The organism is Lujinxingia litoralis, assembly GCF_003260125.1.
Lineage (GTDB): Bacteria > Myxococcota_A > Bradymonadia > Bradymonadales > Bradymonadaceae > Lujinxingia > Lujinxingia litoralis.
The window spans coordinates 125,206-150,299 of the sequence record NZ_QHKO01000003.1; the positions used below are offsets into that span (position 1 = coordinate 125,206).

A 25,094-nucleotide genomic window follows, 5' to 3' on the forward strand; every position below is an offset into this window, starting at 1 on the left:
TGCCGGGCCACGAGCGTACTCAGGTATAACCTCTGCCCCCACGAAGTAGGTGCCATGGCGCAGTCCGCATCTCCGGGCATCAAACTGCCCCTGATCAGCCGGGACCGCGGTGAAATCGCGGTCAACGGTGCTCGCGAACACAACCTCAAAAACCTCGATTTGACGCTGCCCAAGCGCAAGCTGGTGGTGTTTACCGGCCCCAGTGGCTCGGGCAAGTCGTCGATGGCCTTTGATACGCTCTACGCCGAGGGGCGTCGCCGCTATGTGGAGAGCCTCTCGACCTATGCGCGGCAGTTTCTCGGGCAGATCGAAAAGCCCGACTTCGACCAGATCACCGGGTTGAGCCCGACGATCTCGATCGAGCAGAAGACCACCGGGAGCAATCCGCGCTCGACGGTGGGCACGATCACCGAGGTGCACGATCACCTGCGGGTGCTCTGGGCGCGTCTGGGCGAGCAGCGCTGCCATACCTGCGATGAGCCGGTGAGCGCGACCAGTGCCCAGGCCGTGGCCACCCAGCTGCTGGAGTTGCCGCGGGGCACCAAATTCATGTTGCTCGCCCCGCTGGTGCGAAACCGCAAGGGGGAGTACCGCGACCTCTTTGATGCGCTACGCAAGCAGGGGTTTGTGCGGGCGCGCATCGATGGCGAGTTCGTGGAGCTGGAGGGGTTGGAGAAGCTCAAAAAGAGCTACCGTCACGACATCGACGTGGTGGTCGACCGGCTCGTGGCCAAGCCGGAGGCGGCCTCCCGGGTGCAGGATAGCGTGGACCGCGCGCTGCATGTCGGCGAGGGCAAGTGCCTGGCGCTGGCGCCGGCCGGCCAGGACGTGGACTGGGAGGAGCGTCTCTTTAGCACCGAACGGGCCTGTGCCAGCTGCGGGACGGCCTTTCCGGAGCTGACCCACCAGAGCTTCTCGTTCAACAGCCCCCTGGGCATGTGTCCGGGGTGTCAGGGGATCGGCGCCACGCCGCAGGTGGACCGCGGGTTGCTGGTGGTCGATGAGGCGAAGAGCCTGGGCGAGGGAGCCATCGAGGCCATCGGCCCTCTGCCGGCGCCCGGTGGGCGCAAGTGGCGCTGGCATGCCGAGGTGGCAGACCTCTGGGAGAAGCTCCAGACGTCGGCGCAGGCTCAAAAGATCCCGCTGGACCGCCCCTGGGCAAAGCTAAGCGAGTCGGCCCGTCAGTACGTGTTAGAGGGGCCACAGGATGTAAAGCGGGGCTACAAAGGCTTTCGAGGGGTGGTGCCCTTTATTGAAAAGGCCCATGAAGGCGCGTCGAGCAAGGGGGCGCGAGACTTTTTCACCGAGTTCATGGGCTCGCGCACCTGCCCCGAGTGCGAGGGGCGCCGGCTGCGCCCGGAGAGCCGCGCGGTGGTGTTCCGTGGGGAGTCGCTGGCCGAGATCAATCAGCTCGATATCGATCAGGCCCGCGCTTTCTTTGAGCAGGTGGAGCTTCAGGGGCGCGAGGTGTTGATCGCCGAGGAGTTGCTCGCGGAGATCCGGCGCCGGTTGCGTTTTCTGAAAGACGTGGGGCTCTCCTACCTGACCTTGAATCGCGCGGCCGGGAGCCTGTCGGGCGGTGAGAGCCAGCGCATTCGCCTGGCCAGCCAGCTGGGCAGCGAACTCAGCGGGGTGCTCTACGTGCTGGACGAGCCCAGCATCGGGTTGCATCAGCGCGACCATAACCGGCTCTTGAGCACGCTGGAGGAGCTGCGCGACGCGGGCAACTCAGTGATCGTGGTTGAGCATGACCGCGAGACGATGGAGCGCGCCGATCTCCTGGTCGACTTCGGTCCGGGCGCCGGGCGCCTGGGGGGTGAGATCGTCGCGGTGGGCACCCCGGACGAGGTCTGCCAGGTCGAGGGCAGCGTGACCGGCGATTACCTCTCCGGGCGCCGGCGTCTGGGCTGGCCCGAGACGCGGCGAGCGCCCGCCGAGGGCGTCTGGATCCGCGGGGCGCGTGAGAACAATCTCAAAGATGTGGACGTGCACATCCCCTCGCGGGCCTTTGTGTGCGTGACCGGGGTGTCGGGGGCCGGAAAGAGTACCCTGGTCAACGACATTCTGTACCCGGCGATCGCCCGCAAGGTGTACTTCAAGCATCGCTCGGTGGGCGAGCATGACGCCATCGAGGGGCTGGAGCGCTACGATAAGGTCATCGAGATCGATCAGAGCCCGATCGGGCGCACCCCGCGCAGCAATCCGGCCACCTACACCAAGGTCTTCGATCATATTCGGGGGTTCTTTGCCGAGCTGCCCGAGTCGAAGATGTACGGCTTTGAGGCCGGGCGCTTCTCGTTCAACGTGGCCGGCGGGCGCTGCGAGGCCTGCAAGGGGGCGGGCGTCAACCGCGTGGAGATGAGCTTTCTGGCCGACGTGTACGTGCCCTGCAACCTGTGTCTGGGCAATCGTTTTAACGCCTCCACGCTGCGGGTGCGCTACCGGGGGCATTCGATCGCCGATGTGCTGGAGATGACGATTGCCGAGGCGGCCGATCTCTTTGAGGCCCACCCCAAGATCCGCCGCATCCTGCAGACCCTGCTCGATGTGGGGCTGGATTACATGAAGCTCGGGCAGGCCTCACCCACGCTCTCCGGCGGGGAGGCCCAGCGGGTGAAGCTGAGCCGGGAGCTGGCGAAGCTGGCCACTGGAGATACGCTCTACATTTTGGATGAGCCCAGCACCGGGCTGCACTTTGAGGACATTCGCAAGCTGCTCAAGGTCGTCGATCAGCTGGTCGATGCGGGCAATACGGTCGTGATGATCGAGCATAACACCGACATCATCGCCTATGCCGACCACGTGATTGACGTGGGGCCGGAGGGTGGCGTTGAGGGCGGCCATATCGTGGCGCAGGGGACACCCGAGGAGGTGGCTCAGGTGGAGGGGTCGTACACGGGCACATTTTTGCGCGAGCTCTTTGAGGCGGCTGCGGAGTGATTGGTTCGGGAGGATTCTGTCATGACATCAAAGGGTTGCGATGAGGGGGGGCTCCAGGGGGTGGTGCCCTTTGAGACTTCTGATGGTTCGCTGACGCTCTACGACCAGGAGCGTGACGTGCACTACCGTTCGCGCCACGGGGCGGTGAGTGAGTCGCGTCACGTGTTTTTGGAGGGGAGCGGGTTGGTGAGCCGCCCGGGTGAATGGCGCGTGTTGGAGCTGGGCTTCGGCGCGGCGGTCAACCTCACGCAGTGCGTGCAGGCGTTTCGCCAGAGCCCGAGGGCCACGCGTCTGATCTATCATACGGTGGACTGGCGGCCGGTGAGCGCTGAGCATCTGGCCTTTCATGAAGGGGAGGGCGGTGAGTTGGCCCGGGCGGTGGCGGACGCCGCGCAGGCCTGTGCCGGGGAGGCGGTGCGGGCGCTCTCGGAGGACGGGGCGATTGAGGTCGTGCTGCACGCCGCGCCCTGGCAGCAGGTGCGTCTGCCCGAAGGTTTCTGCGTCGATGCGGTGTTTCATGACCCCTTTGCCAAGGAGGTCAACCCGGAGGCCTGGAGTCCGGCGTGTTTTGCGTGGTCGCTGCGAGCCAGCAGTCCCGACGCGCGCCTGGCGACCTATTCGGCGGCGACGGCCGTACGTCAGGCGATGGTCGAGGCCGGCTGGGTGGTGGCTCGGGCCAGGGGGCCGGGGCGCAAGCGGGAGATGACGGTGGCCGCGCCCGCGGCTCCGGGGCTTGGCGAGTTGAAGATCTGGGGCGGGGCATGAGCGAGCGTGGTCTCCTGGTCGTCGGTGGCGGGCTCGCCGGGCTCTCGCTGATCGATGCGCTGCTGGCGCAGGGCGCCGATCCCGGCACTCTCACCCTGGTGGACGCTGCGCACCCGGAGCGCGGCTCCAGCTCGCCGGCTACCGTGTTGCACCCCTTTGCCGGGCGCACGATGGCGCCGGGCCGGGCGCACTGGCGGGCGTTTTTGATGAGCTGGTCGATCCTGCAAGGGTGGTGTGAGCGCCACGGCCAGGGTCTGTGGCGTCAGGCGCCGATGATGCGCCTGCTCTCCGGCGATAAGCTCAGCCACAAACTTGAGGAAAGCTGGGACGAGGGGCGCGCGGCGTATCCCGAAGGCGTGCAGGTGGAGCGGGTGCAGGGAGAGCGCAGCCGGGAGCTCCTGCCGAGCTGGGAGGGGCTCCCGGCGCTGCTCTATGAGCACGCCGCCGCGGTGGACTTGCCCGGCCTCTGCGAGGCCTTGCTCGCGCATGCGCTGGCCCGGGGCGTGCGTCTGGTGTCGGGTCAGGTGCAGGCCTTGCGAAAGGGCGATGAGGGGTGGGTGGCCGAGGTCTCAGGCCAGGCGCAGGCGCCTGGAGGCGCCCGGGTGGTGCTGGCCACCGGGGCGTTGCTCCCCGAGCTGATGACCGGCGCCGACCTGCGTGAGCGTCCTGGCGAGGTCGGGGTCTGGCCGGCGAGTGCCCCGCTCCACGACCTGAAGGTGATGATCAACAGCCACGCCAATATCTTCGAGCTCCCCGGGGGCCAGGTGGGCGTGGGGTCCACCTACCTGCGTGGTCCGGCCTGGCGAGCGCGCGACGCGGCGCAGGCTGCCGACGACCTGCGGGAGAAGATGGACGACGCGCTCGGCGGGCAGCGCCCGGGCCTGGCGAGCGCGATCTGGCGCGGGGTGCGCGGGGTGTACGGAAGCGATCATCGCCCCCTGGTCGGGGCGGTAGCCCGGGAGCCGGGGCTCTACGTGATGGCCGGGTTTGGCTCCAAGGGCCTGACCTGGGCCCCGGCGATGGGGCGCGTGTTGGCCGCCCATCTGCTGGCGGATGCGCCCCTCTGGGAGGTGATCGACGCGCGGCGAGCGGGGCGGCTGGAACTTCGCCGCTGAGGCCCACCTCCCACCTTGCGCCCTGGTTTCGCGCTGCGTTAAGCTCGCGGCGACCGTACCTTAAGCCCGCCTTTGCGGTCGTAGCGCCCTGTGCGCGCGATCGGCGACCTCTGTATCAGGAGCATCATGAGCGGTGATGAAACGCTAACGCTGGACGATGTGCTCGACGATATCGTGCTCATTCTGAGGACGGTGTGCGAGCGGGTCGAGCTGACCACAAGCGCGAGCTACGACGAGGTGCAACACGCACTCGGATCGCGTTTGAGTCTGCACCTGCTCAGCTACGTGCGACATCTCGAGCAGACCGGCAGTCTCACCTACGACCGTATCAGCGATGAGCTCCGGGTGAGCGAGGCTGGTCAGGCGATTCTCGACGACCCGAGCGAGTCGGCCTGGCGAGCGGACGCGCGTCAGGCCTTTGGAGAGCACTTCCCGGAGGAGGTGGAGGACTCGGCCGCCGATGCGTTGGACGACGCCGCTCAACCCCTGGAGGGCGCCTCGTTGGAGGCGAACTCCGCGCCCGAGGTCCTGGCAACGGAGCCAGGTGCATCTGAGCCGGCGGCGCCGGCCGTCGAAACGAACCCCCCGAACATCTCGAACATCCCTGCAGGTGGAGGATCTGTGAGTCAGGCCTATGAGCGACACGACGAGCTGGGCAGCGGCGGCATTGGTACGGTCTACCGGGGCACGCAGTCCCGGTTGAAGCGGGCGGTGGCCATCAAAGAGGTCCGCGAGATCTTTAATGTGTTTGCCGGTGTGCAGCGCGACGACATCCTGCGCCGCTTTGAGCAGATCGTGCAGACGCAGGCCGCGTTGATGCACCCCAACATCGTGCAAATCGTCGATATCTCCACCGATGGCGAGTATCCCTTTGTGGTGATGCAGCTGGCCCCGGGCGGCAACCTGCGCCGGTTGATCGAGGTGGAGAATCGCCCGCCCCTGGCGGTGGCGCTGAAGTACTTTTTCCAGATTTTGCACGCCCTTAACGCCGCGCACGACCAGGGCGTGGTGCACGGCTCGATCAAGCCGGAGAACGTGGTGCTGGACCATGCCGGCAACGCGCTGGTGACCGACTTCGGCATCTCGCGCGTGGTGGAGCGCGAGGGCGGACGTGGCAATCAGGTCTACGTGGGCGTGGGCACCGTGGCCTACATGAGCCCGGAGCAGTTCCAGGACCCCAACCGGGCCACCGTGCGCAGCGACATCTACTCGCTGGGCATCATGTTCTACGAGATGCTCACCGGCAAAGTGCCCGGTCGTCGGTCGCCGATGCCCTCGAGCTTCTTCCCCGACATTCCGCGGGCCCTCGACGATATCTTCGACCGCATGTCGATGGATCGGGAAGAAGATCGTTACGAGAGCGTCGACCAGATCATTGCCGACCTCTACGCGGCCGAAGATGTGATGGCGATCCTGGATAAGCGCAGCGGCGTGCTCTTTTTGCGCGACCCGCTGTTGCACGGCGAAGTGGGCATCGCCGGGGTGCCGGCGGCCGAGCCGGGGGCCAGCAGCGCGCCGGTGGCCTCCGTGTCGGTGGCGGCCTCGGGGCTGAGCGCGGCCATCAGCGATGCGATCGAAGAGGAGGTCCTGGGCCTTGGCGAGGACTCCTCCAGTGTGGGCGAAGACGACTCCAGCGTGGAGGAAGAGATCCCCGAAGAGCTGGCGTTCGATTCGGAGGTTGAAGACCCCTCCGACGTCCTCGGCAAACTCGACAAGTATGGCGAACTCTTTGAGGACGATTAATGACATCGCCCCGGCTGATCGACTTTGAGGGGACCTTTCCCAGGCTGGAGCCTTCGGTGTTTGTGGCACCGGGGGCCAAGGTCATCGGGGAGGTGAGTCTGGGGGGGGACTCCAGCGTCTGGTACAACGCGGTGGTGCGCGGAGATGTCTGCCCGATCACGATCGGGGCACGCACCAACCTTCAGGACCTGGCCATGGTGCACGTGACCGGGGGGAAGTTTGCCACGGTGATCGGCGACGATGTCACCGTGGGACACCGGGCCGTGATCCATGGTTGCACCATCGGCGACCGGGTGCTGGTAGGGATGGGGGCGATCATCCTGGACGGGGCGGTGATCGAGGATGAGTGCATCATCGCGGCCGGAGCGCTGGTGACACCGGGCACGCGCGTGCCCGGCGGCAGCATGGTGATGGGAGCGCCGGGCAAGGTGGTGCGCCCCTTGACCCAGGCCGAGCGCGCCGACCTCCTGCGCTCGGCTGCGCACTACGTGCAGATGGCTCGCCGACACGGCGGACCCACCACCGCGATGGGTGGGGGCGGCGTCGGCGGGTTGCCTTAAGAGCAGGGCAAGAGCGTGAGCTTCAGGGGGATTTCGGGGTCGGGAGGAGTCCCAGGCGGTTGCCAACCTGCAGGATCTTGAAGCCCTCGATGGTGTCGAAGCCGGTGGAGGCGCGGCAGTTGGGGTGATTGGTCAGCAGGTAGCGCTCAAAGCGGTGCGCCTCCGGGGCCCAGGTCTTGACGTGCGGGATGCGCTCGGAGCCGCGCGCGGTGGTCTCACAGCCCTGCTGGAATCCCTGGCATTGCTGATTGTCGAGCTCTTCGATCTCGCAGATGTCGTAGCCCTCAACGTCGTCGAGGTTGGCCAGGTACACGCGGCTGGAGGCCAGGGTGCGCGCGGTGTTGGCCGCGTCGACGCGCGCCAGCTGCACGTTGCCCACGTTGGGGGAGGAGGCCCGGGAGTCGATAAAGACGATGCCGGACTCGTGGCGCAGCTGCCGGGGTAGGTCGTGGCGCATCTGCCAGCCCACGGCCCACATGGCGGCGTCGATCACATTGAGGGGCAAGAGGGAGAAGTTGCTGTAGAGGGGGCCGTCACCCGCGCGCTCAAAGGGGCATTGGTTCAGCGGTGTCTCGAAGACCTCGAAGCTGCGGTCGATGCGCCACATCTGGTCGTCTTCGGGGCGCATATGCGCCCAGACCAGCTGGGTGGTGGCGTCGTTCGGGCAGCGCGCGTTGGTGGCCGCGGAGCCGCAGAGCACGAGGGCGATGCGGTTGTTGCGGGCGCGATCCTCGTAGACCTCGACCAGCCACATCTCGCGGTCGGCGGCGGTGCAGATGCGCGGGAGGGGATCTTTGTCGATGACCTGGCCGGCGACCTGGCGCAGATCCTCGATCACGCGCCAGGTCTGGGGGATGTACTCAAAGGGCTGAAAGCGCCAGCCCTGGTCGCCGCGGTGCCAGGCTCCCAGCGCGTCAAAGCGCGGGGGGCCCGCCTGAGGTGCCTCCCGGGGCAGGAGTCCGCCGGTATCAAAGACGGCAAAGAGGGGCGCCTGGTCGTCGCCCGAGGGGAACATGCTCAGGTGCTTCTCCGGGCGCGTGGCCCGGGCATCGTCGGTGTCGAGAACCTCGATGCGAAACGCGATGTCGCCCAGGGGCATGGCCGCGATGTAGGGAAGCGCGCCCATTCCCAGGGCGACTTCCAGTACGTAGCCGCCCTCGGTCTGGCGCGTGGCGGCCTGAACGTCGCGCGCGTCCAGGGGATGCGACGAGCGATAGCGGGCAATCTGGCCCGAGGGGGTGATGGCGAACGCGGCGTCGGCGCGGGCCTCCAGGGTGTTGCGCAGGGTGGCCGGCAAGGAGTTTAAGAGGGTGTCCAGCTGGGGATCGCGCAGCGAGATCACCACCCCGTCGAGAAGATCCTGGGGATGGGAGTCGACCAAGACGTCATCGCTGACCTCGACCCAGAAGTAGATAAAGCCCTCGTCGGCGTCGACGGTGGCCTTGAAGCTGGCGTCCTCGGGGCCGGTCCAGCGTCCGGAGCCGGCGATGAGGTTTGTGCGGGTGTCGAAGGCGCGCAGCTTGCTCAGATCCCAGCCTTCGGGCACCGCGTCGATGGTGCGGGAGGTCTGCGCCGAGGCCTCGGGGATCATGTAGAGCTCATCGGGCTCCGCGGTGGGGCGCTCCACGGCTCGACGGGGGGCCTGGGTGGGGGCATCGAGGATATCGGTGCGCTGGCGCTCGGACTCGGCGATCGCGAAGGGATCCACGCTCACCGGCGGCGCGCCGCCACAGGCGTTGAGAAGGGTGAGCGCGCCGGCGGCGAGGAGCAGCGCGCCGGTGGGGCGCAACGAGGAGACAGGCAGCGGATTCATCAAAGGGCCTCGGGGCCAGAGAGCCGGGAACACCCCTGAAACACGGGGAAAGCACGTCATGGTGGCGTCGACCTTAGCAGTCCGGAGCGCGCTGCTTCAACGCGCGCCTTCGGAGAGGGTTTGCACCAGGGCGTGCAGCGTGTTGAGGGCCTCCAGGGGGGTCAGGGCGTTGGTGTCGAGCTCGCGCAGGCGCTCCAGGGTCTGGCGCTCTTCGGGGCTCAACTCCGGGCCGGAGCCGGCGTGGAAGAGGGTCATCTGGTCGGGGTTATGGCGGCGAGTGGGGCGCGGGGAACTCTCGGGATCTCGCCCCGGGGTGGGGAGTCCCATCTCGTCGAACTGGCCAGCCTCCAGATTCTCCAGCACGCGGGTGGCGCGCTCCACAACCGCGGGGGGCAGGCCCGCCAGGCGGCCGACCTGCACGCCGTAGGAGCGGTTGGCCTGCCCCTCGACGAGTTTGCGCAGGAAGATGATGTCCTCCTGCCACTCTTTGACGGCGACGCTTAAGTTGACGACCCCGTCCAGGGTGCGCACCAGCTCGGTGAGCTCGTGGTAGTGGGTGGCAAACATGGTGCGGGCGCGGATGGTGTCGTGCAGATGTTCGGCCACCGCCCAGGCGATCGAGAGGCCATCGAAGGTGGCAGTTCCCCGGCCGATTTCATCGAGGATGATCAGCGAGCGCTCGGTGGCGTTGTTGAGGATGTGGGCGGTTTCGGTCATCTCCACCATGAAGGTGGACTGCCCGCGGGCCAGGTTGTCGCTGGCTCCCACCCGGCTAAAGAGCTTGTCGACCACGCCGATGTGCGCGCGCTTCGCCGGCACAAAACTGCCCATCTGGGCGAGCAGGGTGATGAGCGCGACCTGGCGGATGATGGTGGACTTGCCGGCCATGTTGGGGCCGGTGATCAGCAGCAGACGTCCCCCGGCGCTGTCGATGGTGACCGAGTTGGGCACAAAGCGCTCGCCAGCTTCCAGGGTCGTCTCGACCACCGGGTGCCGACCGTCTTCGATCTGAAGCAGGGTGCCGTGGTCCAGGGTCGGGCGCGTGTAGTCGCGGCGCTGCGCCAGCTCGGCCAGCCCGCTGAGCACGTCGAGGTCGGCCAGCATGTCGGCGCTCTTGAGCAGACGGCCCAGGTGGGTGCCGACCTCGTGGCGCAGGCGTTCAAAGAGCTGATACTCCAGCGTTTTACGGCGGTCGTTGGCGCCCAGGATGCGCTCTTCCTGCTCCTTGAGTTCGGGCACGAAGTAGCGCTCGGCGTTGGCCAGGGTCTGCTTGCGGATGTAGCGTTCGGGTACCAGGTCGAGGTTCGCCCGGGTGACCTCGATGTAGTAGCCGAAGACTTTGTTGTACTTGATCTTGAGGCTGGAGATGCCGGTGCGCTCGCGCTCCTCGCGCTCAAAGCGCAGCATCCAGTCTTTGCCGTTGTTGGAGAGATCGAGGAGCTCGTCGAGCTCGGCGTGATACCCCTTTTTGAAGAGGCCGCCCTCGGTGAGCTGGGTGGGAGGCTCGTCGACGAGCGCCCGGGCGATATGGGCGCAGAGCTCGGTGCAGGGATCAAGGCGGGTGGCCAGCGCTTGAATCAGGGGGGCCGGGGTGCCGGTGAGGAGTCGGGCGATGCCCGGGATCAGGGCCAGGGTGGCGTGGAGGCTCTTTAAGTCGCGGGCGTTGGCGGTGCCGGCGCTGACGCGGCCGCAGAGGCGCTCAATGTCATAGACCTCGTCGAGGGCCTGGCGCAGGTCGGCGCGCAGCGCCGGGCTGCGCACCAGGTGCTCGACCGCGTCCAGGCGCTCACCGATGCGCTTCGGGTCGACCAGGGGATAGTTCAGCCAGTGGCGCAGGCGCCGCCCGCCCATCGCGGTCATGGTGCGATCGATGATGCTGAGCAGGCTGCCGGTGCGCTTGCCGCCCATCAGGGTCTGGGTCAACTCCAGGTTGGCCTTGGTCGACTCGTCGATGACCAGAAAGGAGTGGGCCCGATAGGGGGAGAGGCGCTGGATGATCGAGCTGACGCCGCGCTGGGTGTCGATCAGGTAGTTGAGCAGGGCGCTGATCGCGCCCTCGATCAGGCCGGGGCTCATGAAGCCGAAGTCCCGCGCGCTTTTAAAGAAGACGTCGATGTCGTCGGCTGAGAGGAAGTAGCCGTCGGCGGCCAGATCGTCGGCCAGGCGCACGCCGGCGCCCAGGCGCTCTCGCAGGGCGTCGAGGGCGAAGGCGTCCGGGGTGCGGGGGCGCAGGAACACGCCTCCCAGGCGCTCGACGTGGGGGAGAAGGAGCGCGTGCCCGCTCTCGGGCACCAAGAGCTCCCGGGCCTCGGCGCGATCGAGCTCCGAGAGGAGCTCGCCGAGGTCTCGAAGCTCGGTGGCGCGAAAGTCCCCGGTGGTCACGTCGAGGTAGGCCAGGCCCACCGGTGAGGAGGCCGTGGCCTCGGGCGAAAAGAAGGCCGCCGCCAGGTAGTTGGGGGCGCGGGCGTCCAGGTTCTCCGAGTCGTGCTGCACGCCCGGGGTGACCACGCGGACCACGTCGCGTTTGACGATGCCGGAGGCGTCCTTCGGATCCTCGATCTGCTCGCAGATGGCCACCGAGAACCCCTTCTCGATGAGCTGCGTGATGTAGGTCTGCGAGGAGTGGTAGGGCATGCCGGCCATGGGCACGGCGTCGGGGCCCTTGGAGCGCGCGGTCAGCGTCAGACCGACCTCGCGGGCCACGACCTGGGCGTCTTCAAAAAACATCTCGTAGAAGTCGCCCAGCCTGAAAAAGAGGATCGCGTCAGGGTATCGGGCTTTGACGTCGAGATATTGTTGCAGCATCGGCGTCAGCTTCATCGGGTACTCTCATCCAGGGAAATCAGGGGTTCGCCAGCGGCGCGGACCATAGCAAGGCGCTCGCCAGACTCACAACCCGGACGATGGGAGATCGTGGCGATCACGTCGCGCGGGGGCTCAAAGCCCTCCCGAGCCCGGGCGAAGCGCCTTGGGAGCGTCGGGGGCCCTCATCGCATACCCCGAACGGGGCGTCGAGGGGGTCGAAAGCCTTTCGCGAAGGGCCCGGGGAGGGGGTCGAGGGGGTCGGAAGCGTTTCGCGAAGGGCCCGGGGAGGGGGTCGAGGGGGGCGGAAGCCTTTCGCGAAGGGCCCGGGGAGGGGGTCGAGGGGGTCGAAAGCCTTTCGCGAAGGGCCCGGGGAGGGGGTCGAGGGGGGCGGGAGGACTCTTAGTCGTCGCTCAGACGCATCTCCCAGGTGCTCACCGAGAAAGCCTTCCAGCGCTCGGAGCTGAAGTCGCGGTAGCTGAACTGATCGAAGTCAAAGCTCTGGGTACGAATGCCGTAGGCGACCACGTAGAGCGGCCCGGGCTGGTAGGGCTCGGGACGCTCCTCGGCCGGAAGGTCCGAGAAGTCGGGAAGCTGCGGCAGGCGCACCACCCGCTCGTGGCCGGGGACCACGAAGGTCCAGACCGGCAGGCCCAGGGCGTTGCGGGCCACGATGTAGAAGAAGTCCGGCGGGTTGACCCCGTCGAGGCCCAGGCGCAGCTCTCCGTTGGTGACCACCCCGCCGGGCGCTGGCGAGACGGGACGGGGCACGGCCACCAGGGGTTCGGTTGAGATGCTTCGCGCTTCGGGAGAGATGTCCTCGATGGCGGTCTGGGTGTAGGGCACGCCGCTGCTGCGGTAGGAGCCGGCGAGTACCGCGTAGGTGGCGTCGCTTAAGACGCCTTCGGCCGGCGGGAGGGCGCCCAGGGTGATGAAGTGATCGAGGGAGTACACGGGGTTGGGCATCTGAATAAAGCCCTCAAAGCCCAGATTGACGTAGCCCACGACGCGATTCTCGTTGGGACCGTCCGGGGCAAAGACCGGGTCGATCAGGTTCACGCCGAGTTCTTTGTTGAGGGGGATGTTGCACTCCAGGTCGACCTCCAGCGCGTCGCCGTCGGCCACAAAGAGGTAGCGCTCAATGCCCATGAAGAGGGGGGTGAAGATCTCGGCATCGGCGTCCCAGTGCCCGCAGAAGGCCACCAGCGCCATGTCTCCGGTGCGGGTGCGGATCTCGTAGCGTCCCTCGCCGCCGGTGATGGAGGCGAAGAGCCCGGGGTTGATCGTGGCGCCGGTCAGGGCGTTGCGGGTGGTGCGCACGCGGGTGAGGTTGACCTGGAGCGAGGCGTCGAGGTCGGAGTCTTTGCCGGTCACGCTCACCCGGCCCTTGATGTACCCCAGGGGCGGGAAAATGCCGCCCCCTTCGCCCTCGCCGGGGTCGATGGGGTTGAGGATCAGGGTGAGGTTCTCGGCGTCGACCTGGTGGACGGTGGTGGTGGAGAAGGTGGGCGCGGTGGCCGTGACGACCTGGGCGCCGAGCACGTCGGGGCCCGAGAGGGTGACCTGGCCGTTGGCGTTGGTGCGTCCGGAGTAGGGGGTGTCGGCGCGGGTGGAGAGCATCACAAAGGCGCCCGGGATCGGGTCGCCGCCCTGGGTGAGGACGGTGACGTTGACCGCGCCCTGGATCTCCGCCCCGCTGGCGCCACCGAAGTTGCTCAGGGGGTTGAAGTACCCAAAGGGGTAGGGGGCCGCGACGTTTTGACCGGCGGCGCGGAGCTCGATCGGGTGGGGGCCCGCGGCGTTGGGAGGCGTGCGGAAGGTCAGGGTGTTGGGGCCGACGCGTTGCAGGTCGAGGGCTTCGGCGTTGCCCACCCGCAGGGTGAGGTCCCCGTCGAAGCCCTGGCCCTGAAGGGTGACGAAGGTGCCGCCGGCGATGGCGCCACGGGCTGGCGAGAAGGACCAGATCTGGGGCTCACCCACAAAGGTGTAGGCGTCGGGCATCATGGCGCGGGTCTGCCCGTAGCGCACGCGCACGTCGACGGTGGCCGGGAGCGCCGCCGGTGTGGTGACGCGCAGCGTGGTGCTGTCGACGTGCTCAAAGCTGGCGGCCAGCCCACCGAAGTCGACCGAAGTGACCTGGTCGAGGCCTTCGCCGCGCAGCGTGACCGTGGTGCCCCCGGAGGCCGGGCCCCGGGCGGGCTCCACCGCGGTGAGGCCTAAGGCGGGAAGGTAGTCAAACGCCTCCACCAGGGTGTCGATCTCGGCGGTGCCGTGCAGGAGGGTGACGTCGGCTGCGCCCGGCGCACCGGGGGGCGTTGTGGCCAGGGCGTGGTGGGGGCCGGCGTCGATCAGGGTGGCGAGTTGGCCCCCGATGCGCAGGCGAGCGTCGGGATGATCGAGGCCGACGCCGGCCACGCTGATCAGGGTGCCGCCGGCGGTGCTTCCGGCGGCCGGGGAGAGGCCCAGCAGCGCGGGGGCGGTGGCGTCGGTGTAGTGGTAGGCGTCGGGTTGAAGGGCGGCGCTCAGGTCGTTGACCAGCAGAAGATCGGCCGGGCCCGCGCTGCTGGCCGCCGGGGTGCGCAGAGTCAGGGTGCCGGTGGTGAGATCGATGGACTCCACCAGGGCGGGGCGGCCTCCCAGGGTTGCCTCGGTGTCGGCGGTGAGTCCGTCGGCGTTGATGGCCACAAGCTGGCCGCCGGCGGTGGGGCCGCTGGCCGGGGCGAGCGAGGTGATCTCAAGCTCGTCGAAGTAGCGCAGTGTGTCGTCGAAGGTTGCCGAAGCATCCGGCCCCACAAGCTCGACCTCGGCCGAGCCGGCCGGGTGGGGCGGGGCGACAAAGCGCAGGTGGTCGCCGGAGAGAATCGTCACGCGCGGGGCGGGGCGTCCGCCGACGTTGACCCGCAGGCCTTCGGTGAAGCCCTGGCCGTGCGCGCTGATTTCGATCCCCCCGGTGGTGGGGAGCACCGAGGGGCTGACGCTCTCCAGGTGCAGGGGGTTGGCGTAGGTAAAGCCGTTGACCAGCTCCACCGAGGTGCCATCCAGGGCGAAGGCCCGCACGGTGACCGGGCCGGTGGCTTCTGCCGGGGGTGTGAGGGCGGTGAGCTGGCCGCCCTCAAAGGTGGTGTCCAGGGGGAGGTCATCGAAGAAGATCTGGACTTCGGGGCCCAGGCCGCTGCCTTCCAGGCGGATGGGGGTCCCCCCGGCCAGCGGGCCGCGGGCCGGGATGACCGCGGTGAGCCCGAGATCGTCCTCAAACTCCCAGTCGCCGCCATCGGTGGGAGGCGGTCGGCGGTCGGCGTCCTCTTCGGCGTCGGCGTCGGGGTCGTGGGTATCGCCGTCCGGAGCGCCGGCGTCGGGGTTCGGCAGGGAGGTGTCTTCCTCCTCATGGACCGAATCGGGATCCAGGTCCTCGCCACAGGCCACCGAGCCCAGCAAGACGCCAAGGAGCGTCAGGCTCAAGAACCAGCGGTGAGTGAGGTGAAGATGTCGGGTGCAAAGCTCAAGCTTCACGAAGCCTCCCGGGCCAGGTGCAGGATACGAAAAGACCGACCGCCGGGGCCGGTCCCCTCCCACCAACAGCAGGGTGGGGGGCGATTGTTTCCCGGGGGCCTAAAAGACCATCAGGAGTTCGTTGAGTGCGATGCCTTGCCAGTCGCCGCCGAGGTCGGAGTACGAGAAGTTGTCGGCGCTGAGGCCCTCTTGCTTAATGCCGTAGACCACCAGGAAGTAGGTGCCGCCGGGGTAGGGCACGGGCCGCTCGTCGGCGGGCAGGTGCGAGAAGTCGGGAAACTCCGGGAAGCGAAACCCGGTGGCGTCCCCCGGCAAGAAGGCCTCCCAGACCACCCGCCGCTGGAAATCTTCCAGAAAGACGTATTGCAGATCGGGGAGAGTGCTGCCGACGTGACTCCATTGCACGATGCCGTTGATCGGGCGGCTGCCCTGGCGCGGGGTTATGAAGGATACCGGGGCCGGGAGCGCATCGATGTCATGGATGCGATCAAGACGAGTGATGTCGTGGAGGTAGGCCTCGGACAGGGGCAGCGCGCCATTATTATCGACCCGGGCGCTGACGCTGTAGGAGGCGTCCTGCAATTCGCCGCGGAGGCGGGCCAGGCGGTCGGCCACGATGAGATGGTCTTCGGAGACGAAGGAGCGCATCGGGCCGAAGACGCCGTCGAAGCCCAGGTCCAGGTACACGTTGACCCGGTGTTTGGAGGGGCCGGGCTCAAACTGAGGCGGAGCGGTGAATTTGAAGTGGGTCGAGGCGGTGAGCGGGATGTTGAGCTCGATGTCCACCTCGTAGCGCTGGGCGTCGGAGGCAAAGAGGTAGCGGGCCAGGCCCATGCGTAGCGGGCGAAACTCCTGGGTGCGGGTGTTGTAGAGGCCGCCCATGGCCACGAGCGCCAGGTCGCCCACCCGGGTGTTGATGCTGTAGGTGCCCTCGCCAAAGACCACATTGTTGCCTCCGGGCTCCGGGATTCGCGCGTGCATGGAGGGGCGCGTGGAGAAAACCTGGGCCATCAGGATCTCGTCGGGGCCGGGGATGCCGACCTTGTCGAGCCCGAGGACCTCACCGGTGAAGACCGCGCCGGGCGGCGGGGGAGGAAGCTGGCCCTCGCCATCGGAGGAGGGGGGATGCAGGAAGAGGGTGATGTTTTCGGCGTCGATATGTTGCGCGGTCACGCTGGAGTGGCCGGCGGCGGTGGCGGTGATGGTCTGTTCGCCAAACACATCGGGGCCGGAGAGGGTGATCATGCCGGCGGCGTTGGTGTGACCGGAGTAGGGGGTATTGGCGTTGGTCGAGAGCATGACGAAGGCGTTTTCGACCGGTCCGCCGTTGTGGGTGAACACCGTGACGTTGACCGCCCCGTCTATCGGGTTGCCCCAGGCGCCGCCGAAGCGGGCCCCGGGGTTGAAGTAGGTGAAGGGTTCGGGGGCGCGGGCCTGCTGGGAGTCACGGGTGGCCCGGACCTCGACCTCCCCGGTGGCGCCGGGCGGGGTGGTAAGGGCCAGGGTGTGGGCGTCGAGCTGCGCGAGGACCTCGGCGGGCTGGCCGCCGAAGGTGATCTCGGTCTCGGGGCTCAGGCCCTGGCCGCGGACCACCACGTAGGTTCCGCCGGCGATGGCGCCACGGGTGGGGGACATCCCCCAGAGCTCCAGGTCCTGGGTGAAGGTGAAGGCATCGATAAGGGTGGCGCGGGTCTCGGCGCGGCGCACCTCCACGGTGGTCGGCCCGGGAGCGCCGGGGCCGACGCTGACCTCGATGGTGGTGTCGTCGAGGACGCTAAAATTCTGGAGCAGGCCGCCGAAGGTGACCTCGCTGACATCGGTGAAGCCCTGGCCGCGAAGGGTGACCAGCGTGCCGCCTTCGCTCGGCCCGGAGGTGGGAGCGAGTGTGTCGAGGCTCAGCGGAGGGTGGTAGGTGAAGGCGTCGGTCAGTGTGAGGTCAGGCTGGCCGTCGGCGGTGATATGAAGGGAGACGACACCCGGAGCGCCGGGGGGGGAGAGCACGCGCACCAGCCCCGGTTGTTGTTCCACGAGGGTGGCGGGAGCCGTGCCGAAGCGTACCTCCAGGGTGGCGGCGTCAAGTCCGCCGCCAAAGAGCGTTACTTCCTCGCCGCCGGCGCTGCTCCCGAAGCTCGGGCGCAGGGCGTCGAGTGACCAGGCCGGCGAGGTGCCCACATAGCGAAACCCCTGGCTCAAGAAGGCGCCGTCGTCGTTGAGTTCAAGACGCACATCGACCGGGCCCTCGGAGCCGGCGGGTGTGCGCAGGGTGGCGCTGCGGCCATCGGGGGCCACCGCTTCGATCGTGGCCGCCGTCGTGCCAAAGAAGACCTGCATCTGTGGCGCAAAGCCCTGGCCGAAGATCGTGACCAGCTCACCGCCACCTTCGGCGCCGTACTCCGGAAAGACGTGCGTCAGATCGAGGGCCGCGACATAGGTCAGCGCATCGTTGGCGAGCAGGGTGGCATCGGGATTGGTCAGCCGAAGGTCGGCCGGACCCACCGCGCCCGGGGGGGCGACGACGCGCAGCAGCTCGGCGTTGATGAAGGTGTGGCGCAGCGCGCTCTGCCCGCCAATGCTGGCGCGGGTCTCGGCGGTGAACCCTCGACCCCGCACGTTGATCTCCATGCCCCCGCTGGTCGGCAGTTGCGCCGGGGAGGCCGAGGTAAAGTGCAGCGCTTCGAAGTAGGTAAAGCCATTGACCAGCGCTTCTTCTCCCAGGGTGGGGTGGACGACGCGCACCGTGGCCGGGCCCACCGCATCGGCGGCGGGTGTGGTTCCGACCAGGGTGTCTTCGATCAGATCGACGTCGAGTTCTTCGATGCCGATGAAGACCCGGGTCTCGGCGTCAAAGCCCTCGCCCCGGAGCACAAAGGGCGTGTTCCCTTCCAGCGGACCGCGGGGCGGAGAGATGGTGTCGAGGCGAAGTTCAACCGGCTCGGCATCGACGTCGGGCGTGTCGGGCTGGGGCGTGGTGTCGGCGTCGGGGAGGTGGGTGTCGCCGGCATCATCAGGCACCTCCGTGTCACCGGTGTCGAGGTCGACGTCGGGTACCGGGCCGCTATCGCCCGGGTCGGTATCACCGGTATCACCGGTATCGCCAGCGTCGGTGAGGCCGAGGTCGGGCAGATCGGTGTCTCCCGGCTCAACGACGACGTCTTCGCCGCAGCCCGCCAGCATCGCGACCAGCAAGAGGAGCAGAACAAGGGGGAAACACAGGTCGTGGAAAGAGCGACGATGGCGCATGAGCTTGCAACCTTTTGAGTGCCGGGCCTGAGTCTTGCACAGCCTTGCCGGCGGCCGGGTGATAGAAGCTGTCGGAGTATAGGTGTCGGCCCCCTGGAGTTCAAACCGCTGACTCAGTGCGTCAAAGGCCGCGATCGACAAGGTTGAGGACCTCTGGCATTTTGTGCGCGCGAAGTACCCCAGGGCTGATAACCGTATGTGTTTGAGGCAAGTGATGAGCCAGGACAATAAGCGGTCAAGGCGTGTGAACGTGACGCTGATGTACGACACCGGTGCGCGCCCCGATGATGCGTGGGCGAGCGGGCGGTGGATCGTGCCGGCGGCGCTCTCCGGAGCGCTGGTCGTGGCGCTCTTCACGGTCAGCGAGTGGCTCGCGCCTACGGTGCCCCTGGCGGCGTACCTGCTGCTGGTGGCGGCCCCGGTGCTGGTCGTGGCCGCGGCTCAGCAGCGCGTGCGGCGGCTCCGCGAGTTGGCGCCGGTGGCGCTGGTGGTGCTGAGCTTTGCGCTGCCCTTTGTGGCGTGGAACGCCGGGCCCTACCGGATGGTGATGATGGGCTTTTCGGGGGACTTTCTGGGCGTCGACGCGCTGGTGCGCGGCGTCTCGGAGCGCTCGGAGTCGGTGGCTTCCATGGCCTGCGATTTCTTGATGGATGCCTCAAATACCGTGGTCGAAGATCGGCTCCAACCAGTGCTGGCGCTGCGGCCCGGGGTCGCGACCCGTTGTCTGGAGCGGGCCGAGGAGCGCCAGCCGCAGCGCGTGATTGGCCTGGGGCGATACCTCCACCGGGAATGGTCGCAGGGGTGGGCCAGCCCGGAGACGATCAGCGTCGAGATCAGCTGCGAGGCCGCCGACGCCTTTGAGGCAGTGTCGCGCCTAAGCCACTCGCCAGCCGCCCCGGAACTTTTGGGATGTGCGCTGGGCAGCGCCGAAGAAGCTGTTGCCGGCTGCTGCGCCCGAGCGCTCAGCGCCCCGGAGTTGGCAGCGGCGCGTGTGGAGGTCTCAAACGGGGTGCATCCAGATGTCGCCGAGGCGCTCTTTGAGCGACTGGTCGAGGTGGTGGATTTGCCGGCCGCCCGATTGATGGCGCCGGGAGCGTTTAGCGAGGACTTGAGCTGGGAGGCCGCCGATCTTTTCCACTGGACCACCCGGCTGGGCTGCGACCTGGTGCAGACCCATCGCCGCCCGGATGCGATTGCAACCATGCTCTCGACCAGCGTGCAGACACAATGCGGGCTGGAGATTGAGAGCCCCCTCTACTCCTATGCGGCTGTCGCCATGATCGAGCGCACCTGTCAGGGCGCGGCGCGCAGCGCTGAAGGAGGCCGCGTCGATGTGGTGCCCTGGTGCGAGGCTGCCCGGGAGTCCGTGCGTCAGTCGGTGATCGACAACGCGATGTTCGCGGTCAATAAGGCGCGTACCGCCTACCTGACCCGTGGGCTGGAGGGCGCGATTGTGCAGGGGAATGCTCAGGAGAAGGCGCGGTCGCGCCGACAGGGCCCGCTGACGGTCGACGAACTTTATGAGCCCTCCCCCGACGTCGGTGCGATGGTGGTGGGCCAGCGCGTAGGTAAGCCCGACTGGGCCTTGATGAGCCCCGAAGAAGAGCGCCAGTACCACGAACTGGAGAAGGCCGCCCCCCGGAGTCGGCGCGCGCTCTCCCGCGACCTGGAAGGGATGCGGGAACTTGGCGGTGGCTCCTCGAAGGGGAGTCGTCAGGCGCTGCGCAGCCTGGAGCGTCTGCAGCAGGAGCGACCGCGCTAGAGATGTGGTCTGGTGTCTGGTCGGGTGTGTCAGTGTGGCACAGTGTAGGACAGGCGAAGCTTTACAATCCCTTAAATGATTCACCCTTTCGGGTTGGCCCCGTCTTTGCAATGCTCCCTGGAGCAGGAGGCAGCCCGCCGGGGTGCCCCGGTGATGATGGTCGGCAATGTGTCTCGATTGAGGTGGAGATGAGTGTCCAAGAGCAACCCCGAGCAGAGGCGACGCGCCCCGGTGGGGTAGAGCGGGCGGTGCGCTTTGCCGGGCATCTGACCGCCGCGCTGCTGATCGCCGTACTGGGCTCGGTGGTGGTGCTGGGGCCAGGGCACCTGCGGGCGCTGCTGGAACTGGAGCTCGCCGGGCGCGGGGCGGAGGTCGCGCCACACGTCCTGCTGCATCTGGGGCTCTCGGCGGTGGTCTGGGCCCTGGTGGTGGTGATTGCCCGGGCGCTGCGAGGGGCGTTGGCGAGCGGTCGCCGGCCGCGTCTGGTGCGCGCTCGGGGAGCGGTGGTCACGGAGACCTTGATTGTGATGCCGGTTTTGTTGCTGCTGGTTTTTGGGCTGGCGCAGCTGGCCGTGGTGAACATCGCGGGGATGCTGGCGAACTACGCGGCGATTCAGGCCGGTCGCGCCGTCTGGGTATGGCAGCCAGAGACCCAGCCCCTTAACGATCAGAGCGCTCGCCGCGGAGTGAGTGAGGCTATGGTCATCGAGCACGCGCGCGCTCAGGCCGCCGCGGCCCTGGCTCCGGTGGCGCCAGGCGACCATCAGCTCTCCGGCGACCTCGGCTCAGGAGCGCTGACCCGGATGCGCGGGATGATGATGGCCAGTCAGGTCGACAACCCACCCAATGATTCCGGCCGGATGGTGGAGAACGTGAGCATGGACTCGGCCACCAACGAAGATGCCGCCTTCTGGCGAGCGCTGGATGGATCGAGTTTTCCGGAACGCACCGCGCGCAAAATCAGCTTTGCCTACCTGGCCACCGACGTGGAGATCGTCTCCCGGGGGGAGGAGGTCGGGGCGCGGCTGACCTATCGGCACTACGTGGCGTTCCCCCTGGTCGGCTCGATCTTTGGTGATTCCACTACGGTGGGCGGTCGTCAGGGGTACTACTCCGAGATTTCCCGCGAATTCATTCTCCCCGCTCAGGTGCAGCCCAATGCTGAAACGCCCGAACTCTAAAGAAGCGACCAGGGGGGCGCCTTGGATGAGGCGCCCGGCAGCGTTGCATGCTGAGGAGAGAGGAGCGGTGTTGCTGCTCTGCCTGGCGGCGGTGTTGATCCTGATGCTCATGGCCTGGGTGGTGATGGATGCCGGCCAGGTGACGCGCGATAAAATCGAGGCTCAGACCAGCGCGGATGTCGCGGCCTACAGTCAGGCCTCGGTCAAGGCGCGGGCGATGAATATGCTGGCCTTCTCCAACATCGCCAAGCGCTCCATCGTAGGCGTGCACGCGATCTACGAGAGTATGTTTGCCTCGTACGGCATCTGGGTGATGGCGCGCTACGCCGAGTGCCAGGCCCAGCTCCCCTCCTGCGATATGGAGGTGCTGGCCGAAAACCTGGAGATCTACTGGTCGGAGGCCGACAACGACTACGGGGCCTATGGAGATAATGCCGATTACTACCGCGCGGATATGCGGGCGTTGGATAACTACCAGCGCTACATCAGCGATATGGCGCCCTGGTGGGGATGGACCGAAGCCGTGGTGCGGGCGCAGCGCAACGGGGCGACGATGGCCTCGAGCTTTCCGGTCCCTCAGGGTACTCCGGTTGGGGGGATTGAGGGGCTGCCTCAGCAGGTGATCAACGCCTCGGGGCGGCAGGTGCCCTTTAACTTCCTGTCGACGGTGGACAGGCTCCCGGCTCGCCCGGGCGACTTCTGGGCGCATATGGTGGATGAGGGGATGTACGGACGCGAGACCTGGAAATGGGAGCATCGCCTCAACACTGACCGCCACCGCGACCGCTCGGAGGGCGGTGCGGCGTCGGCGGTCGTGCTGCAGCGCGGTGCGACCACCCTCTTTAGCTACGGACTCTCCCGGAGCGAAGAGGATATCGGGGAGTTCGGACGCCCCTGGCGCCTGGTCTACGATGGCAATGAGGCGCACTGGCTGCGCGATACCTCCAATATCACGCTGACCTACCACGCCGACGCGAGCTATTACGACGCGAAGCGCCGCAAGTACTCGGTGCCGGCCGACGATTATCACTACGACGATTCAATGCGCTCCTATCGCCCCGAGGGTTACTGGGGGATGGCGCGCGCGGAGATCTCGTTTCAGGGGGAAGGGGCTCCCACGATGTGGGAGTCGGCCTGGACGGCGCGGATGCGTCCGGTGGTGCTGCCCCGCGAGTTTGAGGAGGTGGGGTACGACTTTAACGCGCTCTACCACTCCAGCATGTTGCACCTGAGCGCGAGCTCGCGGATGCAGGGCGGCGGTGGAGGCAGCGAGTTCTTTGAGGACCTGGTCTACATGGAGAAAGTCAGTCGTGGCATGGGGCAGAGCACAATCGACGGGGTGAGCCGATGAGGATGGGACTGCGCGCGATGCTGCTCCGCCGTGGCGGCGCTCTCTGGCGAGATGAGCGGGCCACGACGCTGACCGAGTTTGTGATGACGCTGCCGATTTTTATCACAATCTTCATCGCCATCGGGCAGCTCGGCCTGGCCGGGCGCAGCTCGACGGAGGCCTGGGGGACGGCTTATCGGCAGCTCTGGTATGAGGTGGTACCGGTGACGCGGCAGATGGATGTGGCGCCCAGCGCCGGTGACCCGACGCAGGTGTACGTGCATCCCACGCCGGCCGGCGCGGATGCGCTGCAGAAAGTTAATGCGCAGCCCCCGGTCAACGATTACTCGGGGCTGGCGCCTCGGGTGCGCCTTCAGGAGACGCAGACCTACGGGGCGATGGCCGCCGGCGGAACCTTTGGAGAGTCCAACGCGCGCACCCAGCCCTCAGCCGGGCATTTCAACTTTGCGCGCACCGCCAGTCATCGAAGCGGGAGCGCCTCGGACATCGTGGGCAACAGCGGCTTTGCCCACGATATGGTCAACGACTCGCCATCCCGGGGGAACTTCCAGTTGGGGTTGGGGCAGGGGCCTGACGGCGCGCTGGGGCATGGCCTGGGATTGCGCGCGGTGCTCGGGGCCGGCAATCGCTACGGCACGGCGGCCGCCCTGGTGGATAGCGACTTTGAGATCATGGGCTGGCAGGTCCCCATGAAGGTGTATTTCAACACCCTGGTGCCGCCCTCGCCGGTTCAGGGCGACGGGGTCGCCACGGCGATCAGCCGGTTGTCGCTGGGAGCCTACGACCCCTATGGCGAGCTGCTGGGGATCGCCGTAGAGCAGCCCCTTCCCACGCCGGGAGCGCCCTCGGTGCCCGAGCTCGACTAGAGTCGAGAGGTGGGCCGAGGCGCTCGCCAGTCGCCGGCGCCTTAGTCGCGGTCGCGTTGCGCGAACGCATCGAGGAGGGTGGGCAGATAGACGCTTAAGTGGGGGAACTCGATGCCGTGTTGAGCCAACGCTTTTTGGGCGAGGGAGGTGTCGTAGTTGGCCGGGTGGTTGAAGTAGTCGAGCGCCTCTCGGGGCACGCCGATCCAGTCTTCGAGACGCTCGTTCCCCAGGGCTTTCTGAACCCAGGATTCCGGTACGCTGCCCGCCGGGGCTTTGCGCCCCATATGCTCCAGCGTGCGGCGGATGATCTCGCGGGCGCGCATCGGGTGAGGATCGGCCAGATGAAAGACCTGGCCCCGATGGGCGGGATCATGTCCGAGCACGGCCAGCGACTCCACCAGCACATCGATGGGGACGATGTTGACCCGGGCGTCGCCGCGCCCGACGTTGGGAATCGGCATCCATTCGGGAAGGCGCTCCAGCAGACCAAACACGTAATAGGGGCCGTCAAACTTGTCAGTGGCCCCGGTGTGGGAGTCGCCCACGGTGATGCCCGGGCGGAAAATGGTGGTGGGGATCGTGTCGGAGCGCCGTTGCACCTCGACCTCCGCCCAGAACTTTGTCTCTTCGTAGTGGTTTTTAAACCCCTGCCCGACATCGAGTTCATCTTCGCGGATGGTGCCGGTACGGTCGCCGGAGACGTAGCAGGTCGACACGTAATTAAGTCGCGCCAGGTCTTCACAGTCTTCGCAGAAGTCGAGCATCTGACGGGTGCCGCCGACGTTGACCTCAAAGGCCACGTCGCGGGGCACCGCCAGGTCGTAGATCGCCGCCAGGTGCCAGACCACGCCCACCGTGGTGCAGAGCTCCCGGTACGCGTCCGGGCTCAAGCCGAGTCGCTCCCGGGTGATGTCGCCGGTGAGCAAGCGCACGCGCTGGGGAAGGTCGGGGATATCCCGAGAGAGCTCGGTCAGGCGACGCTGCGCTGCGGCGCGCTCACCGGGAAGCACCAGCAGATGAAACTCCGCGGTGCCCCGACCGGCCAGTTCCCGGGCGAGGTGGGAGGCCAGAAAGCCGGGAAAGCCGGTCATGAGGATGGGGAGGTCGGTCAATGCGCGGGTCATGGCAACTCTCGGACGCGGGTTTTCGGCAAGGTACGCGCGATGAGGCGGCAACCTAGGTAAGTCAGGGGCGGAGTGTCAACGCGGGCGGCGCGTGCTGACCGCCGGGTAAGTCTGGGTGGCAGGGTGTGCGAAGTTGTCACACATGGTCCTACCCGCTGGGGGCTGGGGGCCACAGAACCGGGTCTAAAGACCCCGGTTATGCGAGAAGAATGATGAAATAAAGGGGTTTTGCGTTGTCGGTACGCTTCGTGCAGACTCAACGCGACGTGCCCGTGGGGCAGGGTTTGAATCAAAGTGGATACGACCTGAAACATGGCCCTTA

14 protein-coding genes are annotated in these 25,094 nt (G+C 67.3%); 9 read left to right on the forward strand and 5 right to left on the reverse strand.

Features of this window, described 5'->3' with window-relative positions:
* Window positions 1-54 precede the first annotated feature (54 nt).
* The 5 genes from uvrA (at window position 55) to DL240_RS07990 (ending at window position 7,123) form a co-directional block, all read left to right on the forward strand.
* On the forward strand, window positions 55-2,940 hold the full coding sequence (uvrA, locus tag DL240_RS07970; protein ID WP_111729351.1) for an excinuclease ABC subunit UvrA: 2,886 nt from the start codon (window positions 55-57) through the stop codon (window positions 2,938-2,940).
* A 21-nt stretch (window positions 2,941-2,961) separates the two neighbouring features.
* A complete protein-coding gene (gene mnmC2, locus DL240_RS07975; RefSeq protein WP_111729352.1) occupies window positions 2,962-3,705 on the forward strand; it encodes a tRNA (5-methylaminomethyl-2-thiouridine)(34)-methyltransferase MnmC2 in 744 nt (247 codons plus the stop codon).
* Window positions 3,702-4,820, forward strand: a complete 1,119-nt coding sequence (locus tag DL240_RS07980; RefSeq protein WP_111729353.1) for an NAD(P)/FAD-dependent oxidoreductase — start codon at window positions 3,702-3,704, stop codon at window positions 4,818-4,820. Before mnmC2 ends, DL240_RS07980 begins: the two co-directional genes overlap by 4 nt.
* A gap of 126 nt (window positions 4,821-4,946) precedes the next feature.
* The gene (locus DL240_RS07985) at window positions 4,947-6,563 is read left to right on the forward strand and encodes a serine/threonine-protein kinase (RefSeq protein ID WP_111729354.1); all 1,617 of its coding nucleotides are present in this window, start codon (window positions 4,947-4,949) and stop codon (window positions 6,561-6,563) included.
* The gene (locus tag DL240_RS07990; protein WP_111729355.1) at window positions 6,563-7,123 is read left to right on the forward strand and encodes a gamma carbonic anhydrase family protein; all 561 of its coding nucleotides are present in this window, start codon (window positions 6,563-6,565) and stop codon (window positions 7,121-7,123) included. The genes DL240_RS07985 and DL240_RS07990 overlap by 1 nt, the downstream gene beginning before the upstream one ends.
* A gap of 22 nt (window positions 7,124-7,145) precedes the next feature.
* Here the strand turns inward: DL240_RS07990 and DL240_RS07995 are convergent, their stop codons facing one another.
* The 4 genes from DL240_RS07995 to DL240_RS08010 form a co-directional block, all read right to left on the reverse strand.
* Complete coding sequence (locus DL240_RS07995; protein WP_158542433.1) at window positions 7,146-8,936, reverse strand: DOMON domain-containing protein; 1,791 nt, start codon at window positions 8,934-8,936, stop codon at window positions 7,146-7,148.
* 96 nt (window positions 8,937-9,032) lie between these two features.
* Window positions 9,033-11,756, reverse strand: a complete 2,724-nt coding sequence (mutS, locus tag DL240_RS08000; RefSeq protein ID WP_111729357.1) for a DNA mismatch repair protein MutS — start codon at window positions 11,754-11,756, stop codon at window positions 9,033-9,035.
* A 384-nt stretch (window positions 11,757-12,140) separates the two neighbouring features.
* Window positions 12,141-15,248, reverse strand: coding sequence for an IPT/TIG domain-containing protein (locus tag DL240_RS20690; protein WP_146618177.1), 3,108 nt, complete (start codon window positions 15,246-15,248; stop codon window positions 12,141-12,143).
* A 99-nt stretch (window positions 15,249-15,347) separates the two neighbouring features.
* Entirely contained in the window at window positions 15,348-18,488 is a 3,141-nt protein-coding gene (locus DL240_RS08010; protein WP_111729359.1) for an IPT/TIG domain-containing protein, read from the reverse strand.
* Window positions 18,489-18,702: 214 nt separating this feature from the next.
* On the opposite strand from DL240_RS08010, the gene DL240_RS08015 reads away from it, so the two are divergent.
* The 4 genes from DL240_RS08015 to DL240_RS08030 all read left to right on the forward strand — a co-directional run bounded on the left by DL240_RS08015 (window position 18,703) and on the right by DL240_RS08030 (window position 23,648).
* Window positions 18,703-20,250 (forward strand): hypothetical protein, encoded by a 1,548-nt coding sequence (locus tag DL240_RS08015; protein ID WP_146618178.1) that lies wholly within the window; start codon window positions 18,703-18,705, stop codon window positions 20,248-20,250.
* Window positions 20,251-20,438: 188 nt separating this feature from the next.
* Window positions 20,439-21,431, forward strand: a complete 993-nt coding sequence (locus DL240_RS08020; protein WP_111729361.1) for a TadE/TadG family type IV pilus assembly protein — start codon at window positions 20,439-20,441, stop codon at window positions 21,429-21,431.
* A 67-nt stretch (window positions 21,432-21,498) separates the two neighbouring features.
* Window positions 21,499-22,782: a Tad domain-containing protein gene (locus DL240_RS08025; RefSeq protein WP_158542434.1), complete on the forward strand. Its 1,284-nt coding sequence runs from the start codon at window positions 21,499-21,501 to the stop codon at window positions 22,780-22,782.
* A gap of 2 nt (window positions 22,783-22,784) precedes the next feature.
* The gene (locus tag DL240_RS08030; protein ID WP_111729363.1) at window positions 22,785-23,648 is read left to right on the forward strand and encodes a TadE/TadG family type IV pilus assembly protein; all 864 of its coding nucleotides are present in this window, start codon (window positions 22,785-22,787) and stop codon (window positions 23,646-23,648) included.
* 41 nt (window positions 23,649-23,689) lie between these two features.
* Here the strand turns inward: DL240_RS08030 and DL240_RS08035 are convergent, their stop codons facing one another.
* Complete coding sequence (locus tag DL240_RS08035) at window positions 23,690-24,772, reverse strand: SDR family oxidoreductase (RefSeq protein ID WP_111729364.1); 1,083 nt, start codon at window positions 24,770-24,772, stop codon at window positions 23,690-23,692.
* Window positions 24,773-25,094: the final 322 nt, after the last annotated feature.

What these genes read in the sequence shown, in the direction of transcription:
- DL240_RS08035 (WP_111729364.1), bottom strand. Translation starts at nt 24,772, where the DNA reads ATGACCCGCGCATTGACCGACCTCCCCATCCTCATGACCGGCTTTCCC.
- DL240_RS08015 (WP_146618178.1), top strand. Translation starts at nt 18,703, where the DNA reads ATGAGCCAGGACAATAAGCGGTCAAGGCGTGTGAACGTGACGCTGATG.
- uvrA (WP_111729351.1), top strand. Translation starts at nt 55, where the DNA reads ATGGCGCAGTCCGCATCTCCGGGCATCAAACTGCCCCTGATCAGCCGG.
- DL240_RS08010 (WP_111729359.1), bottom strand. Translation starts at nt 18,488, where the DNA reads ATGCGCCATCGTCGCTCTTTCCACGACCTGTGTTTCCCCCTTGTTCTG.
- DL240_RS07980 (WP_111729353.1), top strand. Translation starts at nt 3,702, where the DNA reads ATGAGCGAGCGTGGTCTCCTGGTCGTCGGTGGCGGGCTCGCCGGGCTC.
- DL240_RS07990 (WP_111729355.1), top strand. Translation starts at nt 6,563, where the DNA reads ATGACATCGCCCCGGCTGATCGACTTTGAGGGGACCTTTCCCAGGCTG.
- DL240_RS08030 (WP_111729363.1), top strand. Translation starts at nt 22,785, where the DNA reads ATGGGACTGCGCGCGATGCTGCTCCGCCGTGGCGGCGCTCTCTGGCGA.
- mnmC2 (WP_111729352.1), top strand. Translation starts at nt 2,962, where the DNA reads ATGACATCAAAGGGTTGCGATGAGGGGGGGCTCCAGGGGGTGGTGCCC.
- mutS (WP_111729357.1), bottom strand. Translation starts at nt 11,756, where the DNA reads ATGAAGCTGACGCCGATGCTGCAACAATATCTCGACGTCAAAGCCCGA.
- DL240_RS07995 (WP_158542433.1), bottom strand. Translation starts at nt 8,936, where the DNA reads ATGAATCCGCTGCCTGTCTCCTCGTTGCGCCCCACCGGCGCGCTGCTC.
- DL240_RS07985 (WP_111729354.1), top strand. Translation starts at nt 4,947, where the DNA reads ATGAGCGGTGATGAAACGCTAACGCTGGACGATGTGCTCGACGATATC.
- DL240_RS08020 (WP_111729361.1), top strand. Translation starts at nt 20,439, where the DNA reads ATGAGTGTCCAAGAGCAACCCCGAGCAGAGGCGACGCGCCCCGGTGGG.